Origin of the sequence: Thermotoga caldifontis AZM44c09 (assembly GCF_000828655.1) — a bacterium.
GTDB classification, from domain to species: domain Bacteria; phylum Thermotogota; class Thermotogae; order Thermotogales; family DSM-5069; genus Pseudothermotoga_A; species Pseudothermotoga_A caldifontis.
In genome coordinates this window covers 615,935-636,740 of sequence record NZ_AP014509.1, presented here as the reverse complement: position 1 = coordinate 636,740, position 20,806 = coordinate 615,935, and the positions used below count along the sequence as shown (strand labels likewise).

Sequence of the window (20,806 nt, the reverse complement as noted above, 5' to 3'; positions counted from 1 at the left end):
CATCACCTGTCCTTCAAGCGAGGGTTCAGTGCATCGTTCAAACCATCACCGAAGAGGTTGAATCCGAGCACAGTCAGGAACAGAGCCAGTCCCGGGAAAATGCCCAGATGGGGTGCTATCTCAAGGTAAACCCTTGCCATCGCAAGGTCGGTGCCCCATTCCGCTTCTGGCGGTTTCACTCCAAGTCCGAGGAAACTCAGGCCCGAGATGGTGAGCACGGCGGTCGCCATCCTCAGCGTTGCCTGAACCAGCAACGGTGCCAGGGCGTTGGGAAGAACGTATCTGACCATTATCGAAAGGTTCGATTCACCTACGGCTCTCGCCGCTTCGATGTACTCGAGGTTTTTTATCGTCAGCGCCGATGCACGCATGACCCTTGCGAACTGCGGGAAAGAGTATATGGCGATCGCAACGACGAGGTTGATCTTTCCAGGACCAAGCGCGGCAACTATCGCGATCGCCAGGAGTATGTCTGGGAACGCCATGAGTACGTCGAGGATCCTCATCAAGATTTCATCCAGCACACCGCCGAAGTACCCTGCGATGGTGCCGACGATGGCACCGAGCACGAAGGCTATGAGAACCGCGAGCGAAGAGATCGAAAGCGATGTTCTCGCACCGTATATGACCCTGCTCAAAACGTCTCTGCCGAACACGTCCGTACCGAAAGGATGTTTCAAAGATGGTGGTTCCAGACTCACCAGAAGGTCTTGCTTGTAAGGATCGTGCGGTGCAACGATGGGCGCAAAGATCGCCATGAAAACAACGAGAAAGACAACGAACAGACCAAAGATCGCGCCCTTGTTCCTCGCCATGCGCTTCAGTATGATCAGGGTGGATGTTCTCCTCTTCATGCGCATCAACCTCGCCTCAACCTTGGATCTATGAACGCGTAAACCAGGTCCACAGCAAGGTTCACGAGCACAAATGTCGTTGCGATCAGCATGATTCCAACCTGAACCGCTATGTAATCTCTACTGAAGATGGAATCGACCACGAACCTTCCAAGGCCCGGCCAGCCGAACACGCTTTCGGTGAGCACCGCACCACCGAGAAGATAACCGAACTGAAGCCCTATCACCGTCACCACAGGTATGAGCGCATTCCTCAGAACGTACTTGTATATGATCTTCCTCTTGGGTAATCCGAACGCCACCACGGTTCGAACATAATCCTGGTTCAACACCTCGAGCACACTCGCTCTCGTCATGCGGGCTATGATCGCCGATGTGGCGAGCCCGAGTGTGATCGCCGGCAAGATCAGATGTTCCACGCCCCCTTTCCCGCCCGAAGGAAGCCATCTCAGCGTCACAGCAAAGAGGATGATCAGGAGAATACCGAGCCAGAATATGGGCATCGAAACTCCTACAAGCGAGAAAACCATCGAAAAAGTATCCACCCAGCTGTTTCTCTTCACGGCGGACACGATACCGAGCGTGACACCGATCACGGAAGAAATGATTATGCTCACGAACGCGAGCTGTGCCGTGTTGGCAAATCTCGGAAGTATCTCACTCAATATTGGACGTTCCGTTCGAATCGATCTCAGATCGTTCGTGAGCACCCCTTTCATGAACCTGAAGTATTGCTCGATCAAAGGTCTGTCGAGACCGTACTTTATCCTGATCGACATGATGTCTTCGGCCGTCGCGCCTTCACCCGCGATGATACGTGCTGGATCGCCCGGTATCATGTGCATGATCGAAAAAGAAACTATGGAGACACCTATAACCACTGGTATGAGGAGCAGAAGTCTTCTGACGATGAATCTGAGCAAGGCAGATCACCTTCCTTCGATGAGGGTGGCGAGCGCCACCCTCGGTATCAGCGATCGATCCAGGCTTCTGCCAGACTGACTCGCTCGGTGGGATAGATCTTCACACCCTGCACTTCTTTGCGCATCACTGCGGCGATGTTCATTTCGTAGAGGAAGATCCACGGGGCATCCTGAACGATGAGCTTCTGAGCTTCCGCAGAGTATTCCAGCAGTTTTTTCTCGTTTATCTCCACCGCGATCTTTTCTATGAGCTCATCCACCTTAGGATTGCTGTAGAAGTAATTGTTGTACGGCATCGTCGCGTTGGGACTATCCATGCGGTTCGAAGAGTGGAACAGGGGGAACAACACCTGATGGACCTCCGCGGTCCCTGGGGCCCAGCCGAGCAAGAACATCTGATAATCCCAATCTTCTGGCTTTCTTGACAGTATCTTGCTCACGTAAGCGCCCCACTCCATGGGCTTGACGTCCAGTGTCACACCCACTTCCTTGAGCATACCTTGAATGGCCACCGCGGTTTCGTAGTCGTTCAAGTATCTGCCCTTCGGTGTAATGAGTTCGAGTTTCAGATTCTCATAACCAGCTTCCTTGAGCAGCTGCTTCGCTTTGTCCGGATTGTACGGATAACCTCCCGTGGGGGAGTAACCGTAGGTCATGCTTGAGAGTGGTGAATCGGATGGTTTTGCAAGGCCCCTCATGAGGACTCTGCAGAGCTTTTCTTTGTCGACCGCGTAGTTGAGAGCCTGCCTGACCCTCACATCGTTCAGAGGAGGCTTCGAAGTGTTCAAGCCTATGAATATCGTCCTGACGGTGGGTATTACCTTGACCTGCAGCGATTTGTCCTGCTCGAGTGCAGCGAAGAGAGCGGGTGGTGGATTGTACATCAGATCCGCATCGCCTGCCCTGACCTGGTTGACGCGTGAGACATCCTCCGCGACGACTCGGAAGATGATCCTGTCAAGGTAGGGTAAACCTTCACGCCAGTAGTTGGGATTTTTCACGAGTTCGACGCTCTCTCCTGCCTTCCATTCTTTGAACATGAACGGACCTGTGCCGACAGGATTTTTCGACATCGCTGCGGGATCGTTCCCGAATTTGTCGATGGCTTGAGGTGAGACGATCCAACCGGTGGACTGGGCCAGTCTGTAGAGGAACGAAGAGTTGGGCCGGAAGAGCACGAATTTCACCGTGTAATCATCGATAACCTGAACTTCTTTGATGATGCTTTTGTAGACTCCGACGTTTCTGAGATTGGCAGAGAAGAGATAGTCAAAGTTTTTCTTCACAGCGTAGGCGTTGAAATCTGCTCCGTCGTGAAACTTCACGTTCTTACGAAGATGAAACACGTAGGCGGTACCACCGTCAAGGATTTCCCATCTCTCGGCGAGAGCGGGAATGATTTTGAGGTTCTCATCGATATCGACGAGCCCTTCGAAGATGTGCATTCCCACGATCGTGCTGATGGAATCAGGAATGTTTCCAGGTAGCAATGTGGTGACGTCAACTCCGATGAGAAATCTCAGCGTTCCTCCGTACTTCGCCGAGAGTCCAACCACACAGAGAAGAGCCAGAAACAACGCCACAAACCTACGCACTCACACCTCACCTCCCTGTAGAAGTTATTTGGCACCTATTGTATCAGCGTTTCGAAACGTTGTCAAGCAGAAAGGACGGGATCGCGACGGTTTGACATCGCTTCACCTCGTATTCCACAACCTTGCATCGCTTGTGATAGCGTGTCGAACTCGAGGAACATCACAGTTCAACGAGCAGTGAAAATTCGAACCGTTCAAGAAATCGAGAACAGTGTGTTATACTCCTTTCAACCAAGAAAGGGGGCATTGGGATGGAATGGTTCGCCGTTGAGGGTTTCTGGAAAGACATGTATGACTGGCTGTTTCCTCCTGGACGGTTTCTGTCAGCGAAGCAGGAAGTTGAAAAAATCATAGATCTGACCAAGGTACGTGAAGGTAACGTCATTGATCTTTGCTGTGGCCCGGGAAGGCACACCTATGAACTCGCCAGACCCGGTTTCAACGTAACCGCAGTTGATTCCTCGGAGTTCCTTTTGACCAAAGCAACTCTGCGGGCACCTCGACAATGTGGAATTCGTTCGCACCGACATGAGAGATTTCGTTAGACCAGGTTACTTCGATCTTGTGATCAACATGTTCACCTCTTTTGGTTATTTCAAGGATCAGGAGGATAACTTGAGAGTGCTGAGGAACATCAAGGAGAGTTTGAAAAGCAATGGTAAATTGCTCATGGAAATGGTTTCGAAGGAAGCGTTGTTGAGAAACTATGTTGTTGAGAAACTATAAAGATTCGATCGTGAGCCAGCAAGGCGAGCAAATGCTCATAGAAAGACACAACTTTGAAGATGGAATGGCGCGAATGAAGAACGAGTGGATCCTACTCAAAGCTGGAAGTTACAAAGTGTACAGCCTGGAGCATTACATCTACAGTGGACAAGAATTGAAGATGATGCTGCAGATGTGCGGCTTCAGAAATATCAACCTCTACGGCTTGCTGGATCCCACGCCGTACGATCTGAATGCGAAGAGGTTGGTCGTGCTCGCTTTATGAATTGATCAGGCCCTGTTCACGCTGTTCGAAAGTTTTATCTTGCATTTCACGATTTCTTCCACACTATGGAAGCCTATCGGAAGGTTTTGATTTGATCTTTCAAATTTGGATCGCACAACAAAAATTCCTCACCCCCCATGTAAACTGTCTTCAGCACCCGTATACTTATCTTTGAGAAAACGCAGCAAATAATGCTTGAAACATTCAACAAGAGCCTTGGAATCGATCCTGAAATTAGCAACTTCGCCGCATGTACGCTGGAACAGAGCACAGATCAAATGGCTCTCTAGGGTCCATACGCTTTCAAAGACTGCGGAGCAGAGATGAATGATGCATTCAACATTTCGAAGAAACCATTTCTAGCCCTACAAGGACAAAAAGTAGAAACTTTGGCCAACCCAGTGTTGTTAAGACTTGCAAGCTGAGCACACCGTACGAAGAATCTCATTCCTTTCATGAAATTGGCAGGAGGTCAATCCCGCATTCTTATTCTTTTACAGACGTAACGCACATCATTTTTGCTGTGTCCGCATCAGCTATAAGAGCATCTACTAGTTCTCCTCACAAGAAATAAATACAACGATGCTTTCAGCCTTACTTTGATCTTGATTTTCAGATACTTTTTCATCACTACATTCATAATGCTAGGACTGTGGACTTTCTTCAGAATTCCCAAGAGTACTTTCTCGATCACGTTGGAAAGAACGAGTGGAAAGTGGGAAAACGAAAGTGGTATGAAAAACTTTGTTGGACATTTTGTTCACATTGAACGAGTATTGTCCATACTGCTTTTTCACTAACTAGACAAAAACCCCCGCCTTGTTAATCGAATTTTTCAACATAGCGCAAGAGCGCGTACTCAACCGGAGAACAATTGTTTTCTCTACCCGGGGCCTTGAAGATTCCTCTCAAATGCCTTTCCTGATTGTTTTCACTTTGTCTATAAAAGCTTTGACTCGCTCCTCATCCACCGGATTTTCAAATTTGCCATCACGCTTGAAGAAAGTTCCAACGATGGCCCCGTCAGCTATCGATAGCACAGTCTCCACATTGTGAACAGACACACCGGTGTTTGCGAAAACTGGTATCTGTCCTGCGGCGTCCTTCGCACGCTTAAGAATGCTTTCATCCGTCGGTATACCTGCCGTCCGTCCAGAGACACATATCGCATCCGGTTTGTGATTGAAAACGGTTGTCTTTACCACATCAGTTATGTCTCTTTCGGCTAGGTACTTCGCGCTCTCGGGCACCACATTGAAAATAAGTTTCAGTTTTTCTAGACCCAGTAATTTTCTGTGCCGCGCAACTTCTCCAAAGTTTATACTCCACAAACCAAAATCACTTGCGTAGACGCCCGAAAAAACTTCCCTAACGAACAACGCTTCGGTTGCCGCTGCCAGATCGAGCGTTGCGTACGGATCCCATAGCACGTCAACACCGAAAGGAATACGAATCTCTTTGCGAAGTTGACCTATTATCCGTGCCATGCAGGCAACTGTAACAGTGGCAACCCGTGTCACATAGGGCATGCTGAATTCGTTGGAGAACAATACTCCATCAACACCTCCTTTTTGTAGAGCTTGTAAATCTGTTCTGACCCGCTCAAGTATGTCGTCGAGGCTTTCACCACTGTAGAACGGATCACCAGGTAATGGCGGAAGATGGCACATACCTATAATTGGCTTATCAACTCCAAACAGTTCTCTCAGCCAGCTCGACAATTCAATCAACCTCCTTAAGACTACACTCAATCTGATATTGTCAGCATCTCCTGCAAGGTGTGGACTTTTTTCATGAGCTCTTTTGTTTGCTCATAAAGTTGCCTAAATAACTGATATTTGATCTCATAAATCTTTATTTCTCGCTCATCGGTCGTTGGCTTGACGACCCCCTTGATCTTCGCCCATTCCTTTACGTCGGAAATATTTTTGAAATGACCTACACCAAGTGCAACGAGGAATGCATCTCCAAAGCTTGCACCAATAGTCTGACACGGTACTTCAAACTCACGCTGGCACACGTCTGCTATGATTTTGGTCCACAGCTCGTTTTTGAGAATCCCTCCTGCAAGTATTATCCTTTCTGGAACAGCCCCTTCCTCAATCAGCTCGTCCATGTTGTGTTTAATACCGAAAGCGACACTTTCAAGTATCGCTCTGTAAATGTCACCTTTCTTATGAGCCAGTGTCAAGCCGAAAATAACACCTTTCGCGGTTGGATCAAAAAATGGAGTCCTCTCACCGGAGAAGTAAGGCAACACCGTCAGCCCCTTAGCTCCCACTGATGATTTCAGCGCCAGCTTTGCGAGCTGTTCGAAAGCGTCTTCACCAGTGGTTTTCTGCCTTTCTAGTTCGAGTTCACCGAAATTGTCGCGAAACCAAGTGGTGATACTCCCTGCCGTCGACATGCCACCTAGGATTGTATAGAAATCGGGTACAACGAAATTGGATACCCAGAATCTCTCCGATTTCATCAGAACCGGTGTTCGGAGAATGAAGAAAACACTGCTCCCAACCATCAACATCATGTCACCTACTGCATTCAAACCAACGCTGAGAGCTTCGGCAGCAGCGTCTGTGGTGCCAGCTACAACAGGAGTGCCTTCTAGGAGCCCTGTCTCGTGCGAAGCGTCCCGTGTCACGCGACCCACAACCTCATAACTCCAGGCGAGATCTGGTAAAACTTCCTGCGAAGCCATCATCTGAACGATCTCTGGGTCCCACTGGCACTTAAAAATATTAAACATCGGTGCGTAGCCGGCAGCAGAGTATATGTCTATGACCGCTCTTTTGGTCAGTTTGAATATCAAATAAGAGTGGCACGTAAAGAACCAACGAGTCTTACTGAAGATATCAGGCTCATTGCGCCTTATCCATAGTATTTTTGGCGCTGCGGCCTGTGAGGTGAGTTCCTTTCTCCCACTACCTTCAAGAAGCCTCTCCTGACCCAGCATTTTCATCAGGATTTCTATCTCTGCGAAGGCCCTAGTATCTATACCGTACAATATTGCGGGTCTCAGAGGGTGTCCTTCTTTATCGACAGGCAAGACACAGGGACCTATACCACTCGTTGCGACTCCGAGTATTCGGCCCGGATCCACCTGACTTTTCTCCAAAAGTGCCCTTGTTATCTTTACGAAATCACCCCACCAGTCTCTTTCTGCGTCATGTTCAGCAAAACCAAGTCTTGGAATTTTCACATCATGAGGCACTGAGTGGCTTGCGACTACTGTGCCGTCCAACTTGACCAAGACCCCTTTCGAAGAAAAGGTACCAATATCAACGCCGAGTACATAGCTGTTGCATGGCATGGCTAACTCTCCACCCCTCAGAGCAAAATCTCTCCGTTCTTGAAGATCAGTTCCCCATCCAAGTATATTTCCCCTTGTTGACGCAGGTCCTTGACGATGTCCCAGTGGATCACTGAACGATTCGTACCTCCCACTTTTGGGTAGGCTCTACCTAGGGCGATGTGGATCGTTCCGTAGATCTTTTCATCAAGAAGCAGATCATGGCAGAAATGGTAAAGTTTGGGGTTGGTACCTATCGCGAATTCTCCTATCTTACTGGCGCCCTCATCTGTTTTGACAAGCCCTTTGAGGAAATCTTCATTGGTAGACGCTTTTGCTTCAACCAGTTCGCCATCGCGCCATACCAAATAAACTCCCTGCATCAACTTGCCTGCAAAAACAGTCGGCGTGTCAAAATAGATATAACCATTCACAGAACTTTCGACAGGCGCTGTCGATATTTCACCGCCTGGCATGTTGATATGGGCATCATCCACACTCCAGCTTCTTCCTTCAATTGAGAAACTCAAATCGGTGTCCTTTGCCCGAACCCTTATAAATTTTCCTCGATTCAAAATTGAAGCCCACTCTCTCCATTTCTCCGCGAGACTCGGCCAATCAAGAAAACACGCATTGAAGAACATATCTATCAGTGTATTTTCATCCAGACCTGCCTGCTGCGCCAGCGCAGGTGTGGGAAGACGTAACAAGCACCACCTTGTGTTTTGCCACCTTAAAGTTGAGATCTCACCCCTTGTCTTTCTGAGTTTCACAACTTTCTCATCTGGGATGTCCCAGAAAAGGCTAGGATTAGATGCGGCACGCAACTCAATACACACGTCGGCCCAGTCCATACCGTATCGCTCGAGGTCAGGTAACCAATCTATTTGTTGATCTCTGCCGTACTTCAAGAGGAGTCGATTAAAGGTTTCCGATAGAAAAAGTACCTGCACGTTCGCTCCAGACTCGACCGCCGATTTGTAAATTGCCTGTGCCAGAGGAAATGAATCGATTTCCCACATAAGGATCAAAACATTCTCGCCGGATGAGATTTCAGTTGAATAATGGACGAGGATATCTCCAAGCTTTTCCCAGCGCTGGTCCATGATGTTTCACCTCCCACCAAGTGCAAGCCTTGGCTTTCTGATGGATCTTAACACACGTTCGAAAACTAACACTCCGATGAGAAAAACACCCCAGAACATATCTTTAAAAAATGCTGCACGTGAAGAAGTCATCATCATAGTATAGAACCCGCTCGAGAGCACTTGCAAAACAATTGTAGAAAGCACTAAGCTCGGTATACTAGCAAAACCCGGTTCAACTGCCGCTAAGCTACCGATGGCTCGGGCCAACAGTATGTAAGTCTGTGTACCATACTCGTAAGCTACGGAACCTGTTCGGCCCATGATTATTATCCCAGCTAAGCTGGCAAGGATACCGCTTATCACATAGGCTAGGAAAATCGCAAACCTGTCCTTGAGCGCGGAAAATCTCGCAGCTATTGCGTTCGTACCAACGAGACGCATTTTGTATCCAAGAGACGTATGATAAACAACAATGTATAAGACAACAGCCGATATAACGAAAATCCAGAAAGGATTAGGGACACCGAAGGTACTACCTCTCCCAACTGCAGTTATCGAACGTGGAAATCCTGCGATCCTTTTACCGCCTGTGACAGCAGCCGAAATTCCCCTGAATAAAGTCAGGGTTCCCAGAGTTGCAAGAATGGGAGTTACCCTTAGATAAGCGATCATGAGACCGTTCAGTATCCCACAAAGGGTACCTACGCCAACCGATATGAGAATGGCTAGAACGACGAATGCGATCTCTGAACCAAAGCTCTGCCTGAAATTTATCAGGAATAGCGCCCCAACAAGCGCAGACAGATTCGCGCTATCATTGACGGAAAGGTCTATTCCTCCCATCATTATTGTCAGTCCCATGCCAAGTCCCATCAAACCAATTTCCGCGCACTGCGTGAGTATGACATTAATGTTTCGCGAGTTCAGGAAGCGCCCCGTCACCAGCTCGAAAACAATCATTGAACCCACTAGAGCTACAAGTAACATGATGTCATGACTGAACTTCGTAAAGATAGACCAAAATCCCTTTGATCTAATGGCATTCGACACACCTTTCGATTTCTCGTCTTTCATACTCTATTACCCCACCCTCATTCCTGTGTTCTCCGTTCCCTTTTAGGTGGCATTCCTCTGATTGAACTGATGACAAAAAACAATATCAGAATGATGCCGAGAGCCAACTGCTGAAACTCACCTTTGACCCCAAGATATACAAGGCCCCGTGTTGCGACCTGGATGAAGAAGACTCCGAGAATTGCACCAAGGACGGAGCCTCTACCGCCCTTGACAGATGCGCCTCCAAGGATAACTCCGACTATGACAGACAGTTCTTGCCCTCTGAACAGTATCGGAGTGAAATACCTATAGAACGCACTTTGAATAACTGCCGCCATTCCGGCAAAAGCACCGTTGATCATCAGCGCGATTGTGAGAACGCGATTCACATTTATCCCCGATCTGATGGCGATTTCTCGATTTCCTCCTATTGCGTACAGTGACCTACCCACAATTGTATACTTCAGAAAGAGCCACATTAAAACTGCGAAAACGATCATGTACAGACTCGCCTGATGCAGACCAGAAACTCCAATGACAGGATCACGAACGGTTATTAAATAACGGGCATAATAACCAACGAGCCCTTCAGGAAGATTGAAATTTATGACAGGACTGATAACGTACAAGTTGAATCCATACCAGAACAACCAGAAGCCAAGCGAAATTGGGAAAATCCTCAAGTCAAACCGCGAGGCGATCAAACCAATGAGTAAGCCAGCACCCAGACCTAAGGCTGACGCGATCAGCAGGTAGAGGCTGATTCCTCCCACGTAACCAGCCTTCAAAAGTAAGTGGTGAGTAGCGAACGCGCTGAACGCGCCAACAGCCGCAAAAGAGAGATCGAATTCACCGGCTATCAAGATCGGTAATATCCCCAAAGACATGATCACGAAAGCGATAGAGCCACGAATGATCTCAAAAAGCGTTGCAAACGAGATGAAAGCGTGGCTAAAAAGCCCAATTGTTGTACACAAGACGGCGAGTAAGAACACGAGTGTCAGTTCACGCGGTATCGCTTTCCTAGTTCTCACTGTGCTGAACCTCCCGTCGGGGATTCCTCTTTTATCATCTGTCCATAAAGTTCATCTTCGGAAATCTCGTCTCGTTGATACTGTGCAGCTAGTCTACCTCTCTTCATAAGCAAGATTCGATCGCATACCCTTAACAGTTCAGGAATGTCGTCAGAAACGATGATGATACCCATCCTCTGCTTGTCTGCCAATGTTCTTATGAGAATATGAATATCCAGCTTAGAACCAACGTCGATCCCAACTGTTGGGCCGTTCAGAATCAAGATTCTCGGTTGCTTTACAAGCCACCTTGCGATCACGACGCGTTGTTGGTTTCCACCCGACAGAGTTTCCACAGGCACTTCAACAGAAGGTGTTCTGATCTTGAGATCAAGTACGTAACTATTGGCAATGTTTTTCATTTTTCGATATTTAATGAAGCCAATTCTGGATCTGATGCTGTCTATAATTGTGGAACAAATATTGAGTGTTATGGGATGACCCATGAACAAACCCTCGTTGATGCGATCCTCAGGTACATATCCAACACCAAGATTGACCGCATCCTGAATTGTTTTGATTGAAACTTCCTGACCACCTATGTAAATCTTTCCGGATTGCGGCCTTATGAATCCGAATAGAGAAAGAACGAGCTCTCTCTGACCGGAACCTATCAAACCGGTTATTCCAAGCACCTCGCCTTCAGCGAGATCAAATGAGACATTAAGAAAATAGGGCGGTAAGGAAAGATTTCTCACAGAGAGTAGAGTCTTTCCTTTGCCAACGTTCAGTTTGGGCACTTCCAGCTCATCGAGTTTCCTGCCGGTCATATAGTACTCCATGGTTCTTATGTCAACGTTATTTATCGGTTCATCAAAAACTTTTCTGCCATCCCTGAAAACGATCACCCTGTCGGCGATCTCTTTTATCTCATAGAGTTTGTGACTCACGAAGAGAACAGAGATGCCTTCCTGTTTCAATCGACGAATTATTTCAAAGAGCGCTTCTACCTCTTTTCTGGTCAGAGCTGTTGTAGGTTCATCCATAATGATGAAGCGTGCCCCGTGAACTAAAGTACGTGCGATAGCAACTACCTGTCGCTCAGACGCTGAAAGCGCTCCAAGCTCTACATCGAGTGGGATAGAAGGATTTATCTTACGGAGATTTTCTTCAGCAATCTTGTAGATGTCTCTCCAGTTGATAATTTTTTTGGATTCGTGTATCAAACTCGAGAGAGCGATGTTTTCGGCAACTGTAAGATTTGGAAAAAGGGAAAAATCCTGGTGTATAACGTGTATACCTTCGCGTATGGCCTGTATTGGTTCAAGGCTTTTGTAGCGTCGCCCATCAATGTATATATCGCCAGAATCTGGTTTGTAAACTCCCGTGAGAATTTTTATCATTGTCGACTTGCCGGATCCGTTTTCACCGATAAGTCCTATCACTTCGCCATGGTTTACATCAAAGGAGACATCATTTAAGGCCTGTATACCCCCAAACCTTTTACTGATGTGTTCAACACGAACAAGAGCTGACGACACAGGTTATATCCTCCTTGCCTTTTGAATATCAAAGGGACCCGCCTTTGGTACGAAGCGGGCCCCCACAGTGAGGATCAGAAATTATACTGATCCATGTTCGAAGCGTCGATAAATATCCAGCCTTTACCGTAAATCACAGGTACACCGTGCTCGTTCTTGACGATCTTGATGCTTTCGTACCCAGGAACACCAAGGTTCATACCTTCTTCAATCTTTTCGCCAATTAACAATTTGTAAGCTACAACACAGGCTGCATATCCTGCGAGAGCTGGATCCCAGCACATTGCGAGATCGACGGCCCCAGTCTTGAGCAATTCACCCGCATAGGACACAATGCTTGTTCCGACTACAGCTATCTTGTCAGCTAAACCGGCTTCCTGGATTGCTCGCCCGGCTGCCACCACGTCACCAGCCGCCGAGCCAAGCACACCTTTAATGTTCGGATACCTCTTGAGCAGGTCTTTCATGATATTGTAACCAACTGCTTGATCCTCTCGAGTCTCAAATTTCCCAATGCACTTCATATTGGGATAATTAGCCTCTTGATAAGCGCGAGCTGCATCCATCCATTGATTGTGTGAGTCGTTGGTGTAAGAACCTACAAATTGGACGTACTCACCTTCATAATTCATCCTCTTAGCAAGCTGTCGCATCATTTCCTCACCATATTCTTCATTGACAAAGGCTTCAAGATCAAAATGGGCGTAAGCGGTCCTAGCTGCTTCATGCGTTACGACGATGATCCCCTTTTCCATAGCTTCTTTCTGAACCATTTCGTGCTCCTTAACCCCATAAGGCACTATGACAATTGCATCCACACCCTGTGCTATCAATTGCTCGATGATCGCAATCTGCTGAGCTGAATCAGCTACCGGAGGCCCCTGCATGAATGCTGTCACACCGTAGTCCTTGGCAAATTGCTTGATACCTACCTCCATTCTCTGGAACCAGTTGAAGGCAACTGACTTCACAACTACTGCGATCGTGATATTCTTCTTTGGAGCGGCGAGGCCTGTTGTGATCAGAAACATGACCAGTGCCACAACCAGAACAACGGTTAACAAGCTTTTTCTCATACAACTCCCCCCTCATTGTGCGGGATCGCGCTGACCCCGCTGAATATCGCTTTCCTTTGAAAAGTGCTCATCAACAGTCTCATCCTTGGCACAGATAACGTTAACACCCATGCTTTTTAGCTCTTCAAGAACATCTGGTGGTGGGTTCTGATCTGTGATTATAGCGTCAAACACATTTATATCTGAAACCTTTATGAAAGCTTTCTTTCCGAATTTCGTGTGATCTGCTAAAAGATACTTCTTTGAAGCCAGTTTCAGTAGAGTACGCTTTACCTCGGCTTCAAAAGACGAAGAATTGAACGTTCCTTCAAGAGTCCAAGCATCAGTTGATATGAAAACCTTATCAACATGGAACAAAGAGAGAAATTTCACAGCCTCGATTCCGCCTATGCTGAAGTACCCTGGCCTTACCTCTCCACAAACTATTATTGTCTGGATGTGCGGAGATTTAGCAAGCTCTTCGGCAACTTTCAGATCAGTTGAGATAACCTTGAGACCTCTCTTGGTACCAAGTAAACGGGCGAAGTAATAAATCGTTGTTCCTGAGTCCAGTGCTAGAGTGTCCCCATCTTCGAGAAGTTTAACTGCAGTTCTGGCAATTCTCTTTTTTGCTTCAACCATGCGAGTTACCTTGAGATCAAACATGGGTTCATATCCGAGCTTCTCAAGTGAGTAGAGAATACCACCTTTTATTCGTTTGACCGGTACTGTATCTGATGAGCAAATAGCTTGAAGGTCTCTCCTCACAGTAGCTTCAGACACGTTTAACAAGCGTGCCAGATATTTGATCGTTGCGTTACCTTCCGTTCGGACTATATCGATGATTCGCTGGATTCGATCGATCTTGTTCATAACGTGCCCATGATTTCCCCCAATCTTTTTCTACTCCACACAAAATTATACCCATGGTGAACAGGATTTGTCAAGATATGATTATGTTCTTTAAGAGAATGAGATCAGAAAGAAGCAACAATGATCATACACTGATCAAGTATTGATCAAAGTCGATCAGTAAAAAGAGCAAAAGCGAGCAAGACCGGAAAATGAAAAAGCCGGCGATGTGCCGGCCTTCTCATCGATCCTTCACGTGAATCAGGAATTCTTTCTGAACACTTCTCCGCTGGTACTTTTCTCACTGCTCTTGTAAGGAACTGGTATGTACTGAACGGAAGGTCTTCTCTGTTCTGTCTGCCTGTAGAGGTTCATGAGCTCGTACACTTCCTGTGGCATGTTCTCAGAAACTGGCAGACCCATCTGCTTGAGCATATCTACGGTGATGGGATAATCGTGCGTCCATTTACCACTGCAAAGGGTCTCCGCGAGTTCTTTCGCTTTCTCCTCTCCAACCTTTTCTTTCAAAAGGCAGGTGACGAAATCCTTGACCTGGTCCAGGGCTTTCCTGGCCATGTCCGCAAGGATGAGGGTCTGATCATCGACCTGGTTGATATCTTTCTTCTCGAGCACGCTCAGTATCGAAGGGGCGGGGTAACCACCAAGCTGCGGATCGAGTGGCCCCAGAACCGCGTTCGGATCCATCACTATCTCGTCTGCGGCCAGGGCTATCATCGTTCCACCGGACATGGCGTAGTGCGGAACGAACACCGTCACCTTACCTTTGTGTTTTATCAGCGCGCGAGCTATCTGCTCCGCTGCGAGTACGAGGCCACCCGGGGTGTGTACGATCAGATCGATCGGCATGTCCGGGGGTGTGAGCTGTATCGCTCTCAGGATTTCCTCCGAATCTTCTATAGTTATGTACCTTCCAAAAGTGAGTCCGAAGAAACTCACCGATTCCTGCCTGTGGATAAGCGTTATGACCCTGCTCTTGCGTTTCTCCTCCAGCTGTCTTATCAACGTTTCCCTTGCGGCCCTCTGGCTGTAGGCACGCAAGAAGGGAATGAACATGCTGAGGATGAAAATCATCCAGAAAAGTTCGAATATGAAAGAAGACATCCCCTACCACCTCAAAGCAGAACGATGTCCGGTCTTCTCAAAGTTATCGAACCAGCCTGCAGTTCGATACCGGGCCATTCACTTGTTTCAGGATAAGAGAAGCATTCCAGGCCGTCTTCGAGGATCAGGAACGTGTCTTCCGATTTGGTACCCGTTATGGTCGGATTCCACGCCACGACGTTCCCGCTCCTGAGCGTGTAATCGGTTTCCTCGTTGGCGACGATTTCTCTCGCGTTGTAACCTGCAAGCCCACCCTGATGGTGTAAGAACCACTCGTGCGGCCTGTTCACCGAAGCGTAAGCCTTCTTGACTTCTTCAAAGACTTCGTTCAGCTTCTTGCCAGGTCTCGAATTCGCCAGCGCGACGGCCTCCACGTAACAGTTGTCTCTGTGCTGCTTGATCCAGGCCTCGCTTCGAGTGAACAGAACGGATCTCGTCGAAGAAAGGATCAGACCTTTCTTTCTGACGCACACGCTCACGAAGAGCTTTTTTCCAACCTTCACGTTCCTCGGAAGGTTGTGCCTGTACAGTTGGGCGCTCTCTTCGCCGAACACCAACACGAGCACCGGTTCGATGCCCCGTTCAACGAACGCCCGTGTGATATGCGATTGAACCTCCCACTCCGTCATTTCTGGAGAGAACTTCGGCATCACACTGGAAAAGATTTCATCACAGTTTTTACCGATCCATCTGTAGGTCTCGATCTCTGGTTCGGTCAGCACCAATCTCAACTGTTTCAGTTTGTCGGAGACGTTCTTAGAATCGAACCAGCCAGTGTCCGACAGCAGTCTTTTCCCCTGAACGAAAGACTTGAGCACATCCCAGAGTCCCTTCGACCACATGTACTCGGCGAATTCGACCTCGCCCGCGATGTCCTCGTTAAGTTCCTCTTGTTCGATCCTCTTCCTCTCGATGTTGTCCGAGAGGATGTAGACGGAGTCTTCCACGATCAGAAAATGGACACTTCCCACCTCGCTGTTGATCGTCACGTAGTTCCTCGCGCCGAACGTGGCCCAGGCGAAGTTGTCACAGCGGGAGATGAGCAACGCCTCAGCGTGCTCATCCTCGATGAGCCTTTTCAAAGTCTTGATCCTTTCCCTGAACGCCTCTCTAATCAAATTTCATCACCTCATTGTAAGATTCTCAGAATGTTCTGTCGGGACAAGTTCGAATGGATCAGGTTTATCAGGGACGATTGTTGCAGGAGCTGCACTCTGTAAAATTCCATGACGCTTCTGGCGAAGTCCGTGTCCGTCAACCTGCTGACGCTCGAGACGAGATTGATCGTGGTTCCACTCATCTCGTTGATGGCGGAGATCAATCTGTTCGTCGTGGCTCCGATGTAAGAACGCGTTCTGGAAACAGTTTCCGTTGCAAGATCGATCGTTCTGAGTGCGTTCTGAGCGTTCTCAACGCTTGCAACGTTCGTGTTGGAGAGACCCAGCCTCTCCACGTCCGTGGCAGGTATGTTGATGGTGAGCCTCTGTCCTTCGTTCGGTCCTGTTTGAACGACGAAGTTGTTAACTTCGCCCGCCAGAACTCTGATGTTGTTGTAACTGAGGTTCTGCGAAACGGAATTTATCTGCTGCAGAAGCTGCGAGTATTCTTCCTGCAAAGCCGATCTCTCAGAAGGGCTGAGTGTGCCACTGGAAGCTTGAACAGCGAGCTCTCTCAGCCTGTTCAGGGTAGACTGTATCGAACCGAGACCTGCCTCGGCCGTGGACAGCATGCCTATGGCGTTGTGCGATTCGTACATCGCACGCTGATAACCACCTATCTGCGATCTGAGTTTTTCCGCGATCGCGGACGAAGACACATCCTGGTTGAACGGAACAGTGGCGCGCGAAAGCTGGTTGATCAGGCCGGACTGCTGGTTCGAGAGCTGTTGCAGATAACGTACCAACCACACACCAGTAACATCGTTAATCCTCACGATGTTTCCTCCCAGGAAGATTTTACCATGTTGTACAATTTTAATGTCACAAAGAACGGGAGGTGGAAACGTGTTGAAATTCAACATCAAGAACGTCTGGCACATGAGGGACAGGACTCAGATCGAACAGTTCGCGAGACAGTACGCAGATTTCATGAACACAGCCAGGACAGAGCGCATGGTGATCAACGAGGTTGAAAAGATGCTGAAAGAAGCTGGATTCGTGAGCCTTGAACAGTTCGACGGAACGCAGGACAAAGTCTATCTTACGAACAGGGGAAAATCGCTCGTGGCGGTGAAGCTTGTAGGAAAACTCCAAGACGGCTTGAATCTCGTGGTGGCACACATAGATTCACCCAGGCTGGATCTGAAGCCTCAGCCGATCTTCGAAGAAGAGAACGTTGCACTCGCGCGCACGCATTACTACGGTGGAGTGAAAAAGTATCAGTGGTTCAGTCTGCCTTTAGAGTTGCACGGTTTTGTGGTTAAGACCAGTGGAGAGAAAGTCGAAATCCATCTGGGTCAGTGCGGTGAAGATCCTGTGTTCGTCATACCGGATCTTCTACCACACCTTGACAGAGAGGACGCACCGGTGAGCCAGAAGTTCGACGCGGAAAAGCTCTCTGTGGTCCTCGGAACGATTCCCCTGGCGGGACAGGAAAAAGAAGCAGTGAAGATGTACGTGCTGAAGATTCTCAAGGAGCGTTACAACATCGAAGAAGAAGACTTCGTGAGTGCGGAATTTCAGCTGGTCCCTGCCCTCAAAGCCCGAAGCGTTGGACTGGACGAGAGCTTGCTCGGTGCCTACGGTCACGACGATCGTGTTTGTGCCTACACGGCCGTCAGGGCCCTGCTCGACGTGAAAGAACCGAAGCGATCCTGCGGTGTGATACTCTTCGACAGAGAAGAGATCGGAAGTGAAGGCAACGCTGCGGCGAAAGCCAGCTTCTACGTCCTATTCTTCAAAAAGATTCTGAAGCTGCAAGGGTGTGACGACACCGCACTGGCGATGGATGAACTCTTCTCCAAGAGCAACGTGATCTCGGCGGACGTTTGTCCGGGTGTGGATCCCATGTTCAAAGACGTTCACGATGTGCAGAACGCGGCCAAACTCGGTTACGGTGTGGGACTGGTCAGATACACCGGGAGCAGGGGAAAATCCGGCGCGAGTGAAGCGCACGCGGAATTCGTTGCCAGAGTGAGGAAAGTTCTGAACGAGGAAAAGATCGCCTGGCAGGTCGCAACGCTCGGGAAAGTGGATCGTGGTGGCGGCGGAACGGTGGCGAAATTCCTTGCGGAAAAAGGCGCGTGCGTGCTCGACATGGGTCCGGCACTGCTCGGGATGCATTCCCCGTTCGAGCTGGTCTCGAAAGCCGATCTGTTCGAGACCTACAGAGCTTACAGAGCTTTGCTCGAAAAACTCGATTGAAAAAAGGGGCCGTTTGGCCCCTCTTCTTTCAGAATCTTGCCCGGAAACTCAGACTGTACTTCGGCTCTCCCATCAATCCTGCGCTGGGTGAAAACTCAACAACGTGCGCGCTGAAGAGGACGTTGAAGAAGGGCACATCCAGTTCCATACCGCCCGTGAGCCAGCCTGCGTGCAGGCCTCCGTAGAGTTTGAGGAAACCGAAATCGGATTGAAGTCCGAGATTGGTCTTCCTGTAGAACGATTTTTCCTGGTTCAGAAGGTCTTCCAGCTCGAACACGATCTTTAAGATCTTCAGATCGTACGAAACCCCAGCCGACAGGATCTGCGAAGACGTGCCTTCGAGCACGTTGTTCGAGTTGTAATGGAAAGCCACCCCCACAGAAAGATCGTTCCAGGTGTAAACAGCTCCGGCGTTGAAAACGAAGAACGGCGTGTTGATGTAGCTGAAAAGTTTCGAAACATCTGGAAGCACGGATTTCAACGAATTTTCGTCCATCATATCGACTTTCGCCGGATAGGTCGTTCCCGTGGCAGGTACGATCGTTCCCGCCATACCACCACCGACGGAAACTCCAACCTTCAGATCCTTCGTAACGTTCAGCGATCCACCGATCACGCCGAAGTAAGCCGCCCAGGCACCGAGTTCGACCTCGTTCAGATTCATGAGTGAAAGGTTCCAAAACAGCTCGGATTGAAATCCTCCAAGACCACCCACGTTAGCCCACACGATTCTCGAACCGTAACCGCCGTAGACGTTCACACCGTACGTGTGAACACCCTGGACCGCGCTGAGGAACTGAGTATCTGTGGCAAGCTGGCTTATGCTTTCTGGATTCTTCAGCAGTTCGAAAAGCTTCGGTGCGATCGTTGCAACGTTGTTGGAAAGATGCAAGTCCAAACTGATCACACCTTTTGGTTCAAAGAGCGCCGGGTTGAGCATCAGCGATTCCACACCTTGTGCGCTCGTCACGTACGTTCCACCCATCGCCAGGTTCCTCAAAGGTTTGAAGAAACCTGGAAACGTTTCCCACTGGTAGGAGAAAGCGATCAGAGCGATCATGACAAAGATCCATAAGAAAACTCTTCTCATCTCTCATCACTCTCCAAACAGTAGTGTGAAAACTTCGTAGATAGTTTCTTTCTGCGAGAGACTCGTTGCATCGAGCGTCGTGAAGGTCGCCTCGATGGATAGAACATCCAGCATCTCTTTCAAAACATCGTAGGCCCACACGAACTCTTTGCAATCTTCAAGATCGTTGTACAGACCACTCTCAGCCCGTTGAGAAAACTCCACGATCGATGCTGGATCAGTTATCACATCTTTCACGAACTGTTCGTCCGTGATGTCACCATCGTCGTCAACGTCGATCAACAGGTTGAACATGTAGCCAGTGTCGTAGAAGACGCACAGCGCTGCCGGAAGATCTTTTTCAGTTGAGTTCTTCGCGATGAAGTAATAACCGCTGGTGAGCAACTTCAGAACGTGTCTGGCGTTGAACGTGTTCGCAAGCAGTGAGATGAGCGTTCCGGCATGAGCTTCGAGCACATCCCAGAACTCTGTGTTCTGCTTCGAAACAGATTTCGAAGGTCCAAGATCCACACCCAGCTCCTGGAGAACCTCGAAGATTTCTTCCGCGAGGCTCGTCACATCCTTGTTCGTCTTTCGTGCAACAGCTTCCACCAAAATTTTGAGCGCATCGATCAGTTCATCCGTGGGTGTTGCATCTTCGAGCGCCTGGGCCATTTCGTAGACCGTTGAAGTCGAATCGAGCAATCTTTCGAGCTGTTCGTTCGTCAGATCGAGCCCGAGCAGTTCGTTCAGCACCGAGCCAGCCAACGCGATCGCAGCATCGTAATTAGAGCCAGAGAGCGCGTTCGATGCCGCCTGGAGCCTTTGCTCAACACTTCCTCGTGTTAAGAGATCTCTCAATTCGAAATTGGCGAAGAGATTGAAAGCACACGCGCTGAGCAATACAGAAACTATCGTGACGAGACACAGGAACAGCCAGCTTCTTCCCTTCAAATCGATCACCCCCTGCATGGTTTCAATCGAATTCTATCATAA

Annotated in this window: 20 protein-coding genes; 4 read left to right on the top strand and 16 right to left on the bottom strand. The window is 48.7% G+C overall.

Annotated features, from left to right (window positions below):
- Nucleotides 1–2 precede the first annotated feature (2 nt).
- From TSP01S_RS03040 to TSP01S_RS03030, 3 genes are read right to left on the bottom strand one after another with little or no spacing between them, the layout of a single operon-like run.
- The gene (locus TSP01S_RS03040) at nt 3–854 is read right to left on the bottom strand and encodes an ABC transporter permease (protein ID WP_197538909.1); all 852 of its coding nucleotides are present in this window, start codon (nt 852–854) and stop codon (nt 3–5) included.
- A gap of 5 nt (nt 855–859) precedes the next feature.
- Nucleotides 860–1,777, bottom strand: coding sequence for an ABC transporter permease (locus tag TSP01S_RS03035; protein WP_041076356.1), 918 nt, complete (start codon nt 1,775–1,777; stop codon nt 860–862).
- Between the two features lie 47 nt (nt 1,778–1,824).
- Nucleotides 1,825–3,372: a glutathione ABC transporter substrate-binding protein gene (locus TSP01S_RS03030; RefSeq protein ID WP_041076354.1), complete on the bottom strand. Its 1,548-nt coding sequence runs from the start codon at nt 3,370–3,372 to the stop codon at nt 1,825–1,827.
- Between the two features lie 251 nt (nt 3,373–3,623).
- Here TSP01S_RS03030 and TSP01S_RS10425 point away from each other — a divergent pair, with 251 nt between their 5' ends.
- From TSP01S_RS10425 to TSP01S_RS03015, 3 genes are read left to right on the top strand one after another with little or no spacing between them, the layout of a single operon-like run.
- Nucleotides 3,624–3,917, top strand: coding sequence for a class I SAM-dependent methyltransferase (locus tag TSP01S_RS10425; protein ID WP_041076352.1), 294 nt, complete (start codon nt 3,624–3,626; stop codon nt 3,915–3,917).
- Complete coding sequence (locus TSP01S_RS03020; RefSeq protein ID WP_041076350.1) at nt 3,901–4,098, top strand: class I SAM-dependent methyltransferase; 198 nt, start codon at nt 3,901–3,903, stop codon at nt 4,096–4,098. The genes TSP01S_RS10425 and TSP01S_RS03020 overlap by 17 nt, the downstream gene beginning before the upstream one ends.
- Nucleotides 4,082–4,363 (top strand): hypothetical protein, encoded by a 282-nt coding sequence (locus TSP01S_RS03015; RefSeq protein ID WP_144380620.1) that lies wholly within the window; start codon nt 4,082–4,084, stop codon nt 4,361–4,363. Before TSP01S_RS03020 ends, TSP01S_RS03015 begins: the two co-directional genes overlap by 17 nt.
- Before the next feature lie 908 nt (nt 4,364–5,271).
- Here TSP01S_RS03015 and TSP01S_RS03010 read toward each other — a convergent pair.
- From TSP01S_RS03010 to TSP01S_RS02960, 11 genes are all read right to left on the bottom strand, one after another.
- Nucleotides 5,272–6,084: a BtpA/SgcQ family protein gene (locus TSP01S_RS03010; protein ID WP_041076346.1), complete on the bottom strand. Its 813-nt coding sequence runs from the start codon at nt 6,082–6,084 to the stop codon at nt 5,272–5,274.
- Nucleotides 6,085–6,110: 26 nt separating this feature from the next.
- Entirely contained in the window at nt 6,111–7,673 is a 1,563-nt protein-coding gene (locus TSP01S_RS03005) for an FGGY-family carbohydrate kinase (RefSeq protein ID WP_041076344.1), read from the bottom strand.
- A gap of 17 nt (nt 7,674–7,690) precedes the next feature.
- On the bottom strand, nt 7,691–8,758 hold the full coding sequence (locus TSP01S_RS03000; RefSeq protein ID WP_041076342.1) for an aminopeptidase: 1,068 nt from the start codon (nt 8,756–8,758) through the stop codon (nt 7,691–7,693).
- 6 nt (nt 8,759–8,764) lie between these two features.
- Nucleotides 8,765–9,814 carry an ABC transporter permease gene (locus TSP01S_RS02995; protein WP_041076340.1) on the bottom strand — a complete coding sequence of 350 codons (1,050 nt, stop codon included), beginning with the start codon at nt 9,812–9,814 and terminating at the stop codon, nt 8,765–8,767.
- Nucleotides 9,815–9,831: 17 nt separating this feature from the next.
- On the bottom strand, nt 9,832–10,830 hold the full coding sequence (locus TSP01S_RS02990) for an ABC transporter permease (RefSeq protein ID WP_041076338.1): 999 nt from the start codon (nt 10,828–10,830) through the stop codon (nt 9,832–9,834).
- Nucleotides 10,827–12,350: a sugar ABC transporter ATP-binding protein gene (locus TSP01S_RS02985; protein WP_041076336.1), complete on the bottom strand. Its 1,524-nt coding sequence runs from the start codon at nt 12,348–12,350 to the stop codon at nt 10,827–10,829. The genes TSP01S_RS02990 and TSP01S_RS02985 overlap by 4 nt, the downstream gene beginning before the upstream one ends.
- A 74-nt stretch (nt 12,351–12,424) precedes the next feature.
- Nucleotides 12,425–13,426 carry an autoinducer 2 ABC transporter substrate-binding protein gene (locus TSP01S_RS02980; protein ID WP_041076334.1) on the bottom strand — a complete coding sequence of 334 codons (1,002 nt, stop codon included), beginning with the start codon at nt 13,424–13,426 and terminating at the stop codon, nt 12,425–12,427.
- A gap of 12 nt (nt 13,427–13,438) precedes the next feature.
- Nucleotides 13,439–14,278 (bottom strand): DeoR/GlpR family DNA-binding transcription regulator, encoded by an 840-nt coding sequence (locus TSP01S_RS02975; RefSeq protein WP_070098354.1) that lies wholly within the window; start codon nt 14,276–14,278, stop codon nt 13,439–13,441.
- A 240-nt stretch (nt 14,279–14,518) separates the two neighbouring features.
- Nucleotides 14,519–15,379, bottom strand: a complete 861-nt coding sequence (locus TSP01S_RS02970; protein WP_041076332.1) for an SDH family Clp fold serine proteinase — start codon at nt 15,377–15,379, stop codon at nt 14,519–14,521.
- A gap of 11 nt (nt 15,380–15,390) precedes the next feature.
- Complete coding sequence (locus TSP01S_RS02965; protein ID WP_041076330.1) at nt 15,391–16,497, bottom strand: M24 family metallopeptidase; 1,107 nt, start codon at nt 16,495–16,497, stop codon at nt 15,391–15,393.
- 11 nt (nt 16,498–16,508) lie between these two features.
- Nucleotides 16,509–17,312: a flagellin N-terminal helical domain-containing protein gene (locus tag TSP01S_RS02960; RefSeq protein ID WP_041076328.1), complete on the bottom strand. Its 804-nt coding sequence runs from the start codon at nt 17,310–17,312 to the stop codon at nt 16,509–16,511.
- Between the two features lie 73 nt (nt 17,313–17,385).
- On the opposite strand from TSP01S_RS02960, the gene TSP01S_RS02955 reads away from it, so the two are divergent.
- The gene (locus TSP01S_RS02955; RefSeq protein ID WP_041078362.1) at nt 17,386–18,741 is read left to right on the top strand and encodes an aminopeptidase; all 1,356 of its coding nucleotides are present in this window, start codon (nt 17,386–17,388) and stop codon (nt 18,739–18,741) included.
- A 28-nt stretch (nt 18,742–18,769) separates the two neighbouring features.
- Here TSP01S_RS02955 and TSP01S_RS02950 read toward each other — a convergent pair whose 3' ends face one another.
- Together TSP01S_RS02950 and TSP01S_RS02945 are read right to left on the bottom strand one after the other, a co-directional pair.
- On the bottom strand, nt 18,770–19,831 hold the full coding sequence (locus TSP01S_RS02950; protein WP_041076326.1) for a hypothetical protein: 1,062 nt from the start codon (nt 19,829–19,831) through the stop codon (nt 18,770–18,772).
- Between the two features lie 6 nt (nt 19,832–19,837).
- The gene (locus tag TSP01S_RS02945) at nt 19,838–20,764 is read right to left on the bottom strand and encodes a hypothetical protein (RefSeq protein ID WP_041076325.1); all 927 of its coding nucleotides are present in this window, start codon (nt 20,762–20,764) and stop codon (nt 19,838–19,840) included.
- Nucleotides 20,765–20,806 lie beyond the last annotated feature (42 nt).

Coding starts and splice junctions, on each gene's coding strand:
- TSP01S_RS02980 (WP_041076334.1), bottom strand. CDS start 13,426: ATGAGAAAAAGCTTGTTAACCGTTGTTCTGGTTGTGGCACTGGTCATG.
- TSP01S_RS02970 (WP_041076332.1), bottom strand. CDS start 15,379: ATGTCTTCTTTCATATTCGAACTTTTCTGGATGATTTTCATCCTCAGC.
- TSP01S_RS03005 (WP_041076344.1), bottom strand. CDS start 7,673: ATGCCATGCAACAGCTATGTACTCGGCGTTGATATTGGTACCTTTTCT.
- TSP01S_RS02975 (WP_070098354.1), bottom strand. CDS start 14,278: ATGAACAAGATCGATCGAATCCAGCGAATCATCGATATAGTCCGAACG.
- TSP01S_RS02950 (WP_041076326.1), bottom strand. CDS start 19,831: ATGAGAAGAGTTTTCTTATGGATCTTTGTCATGATCGCTCTGATCGCT.
- TSP01S_RS03040 (WP_197538909.1), bottom strand. CDS start 854: ATGAAGAGGAGAACATCCACCCTGATCATACTGAAGCGCATGGCGAGG.
- TSP01S_RS03000 (WP_041076342.1), bottom strand. CDS start 8,758: ATGGACCAGCGCTGGGAAAAGCTTGGAGATATCCTCGTCCATTATTCA.
- TSP01S_RS03020 (WP_041076350.1), top strand. CDS start 3,901: ATGAGAGATTTCGTTAGACCAGGTTACTTCGATCTTGTGATCAACATG.
- TSP01S_RS10425 (WP_041076352.1), top strand. CDS start 3,624: ATGGAATGGTTCGCCGTTGAGGGTTTCTGGAAAGACATGTATGACTGG.
- TSP01S_RS02995 (WP_041076340.1), bottom strand. CDS start 9,814: ATGAAAGACGAGAAATCGAAAGGTGTGTCGAATGCCATTAGATCAAAG.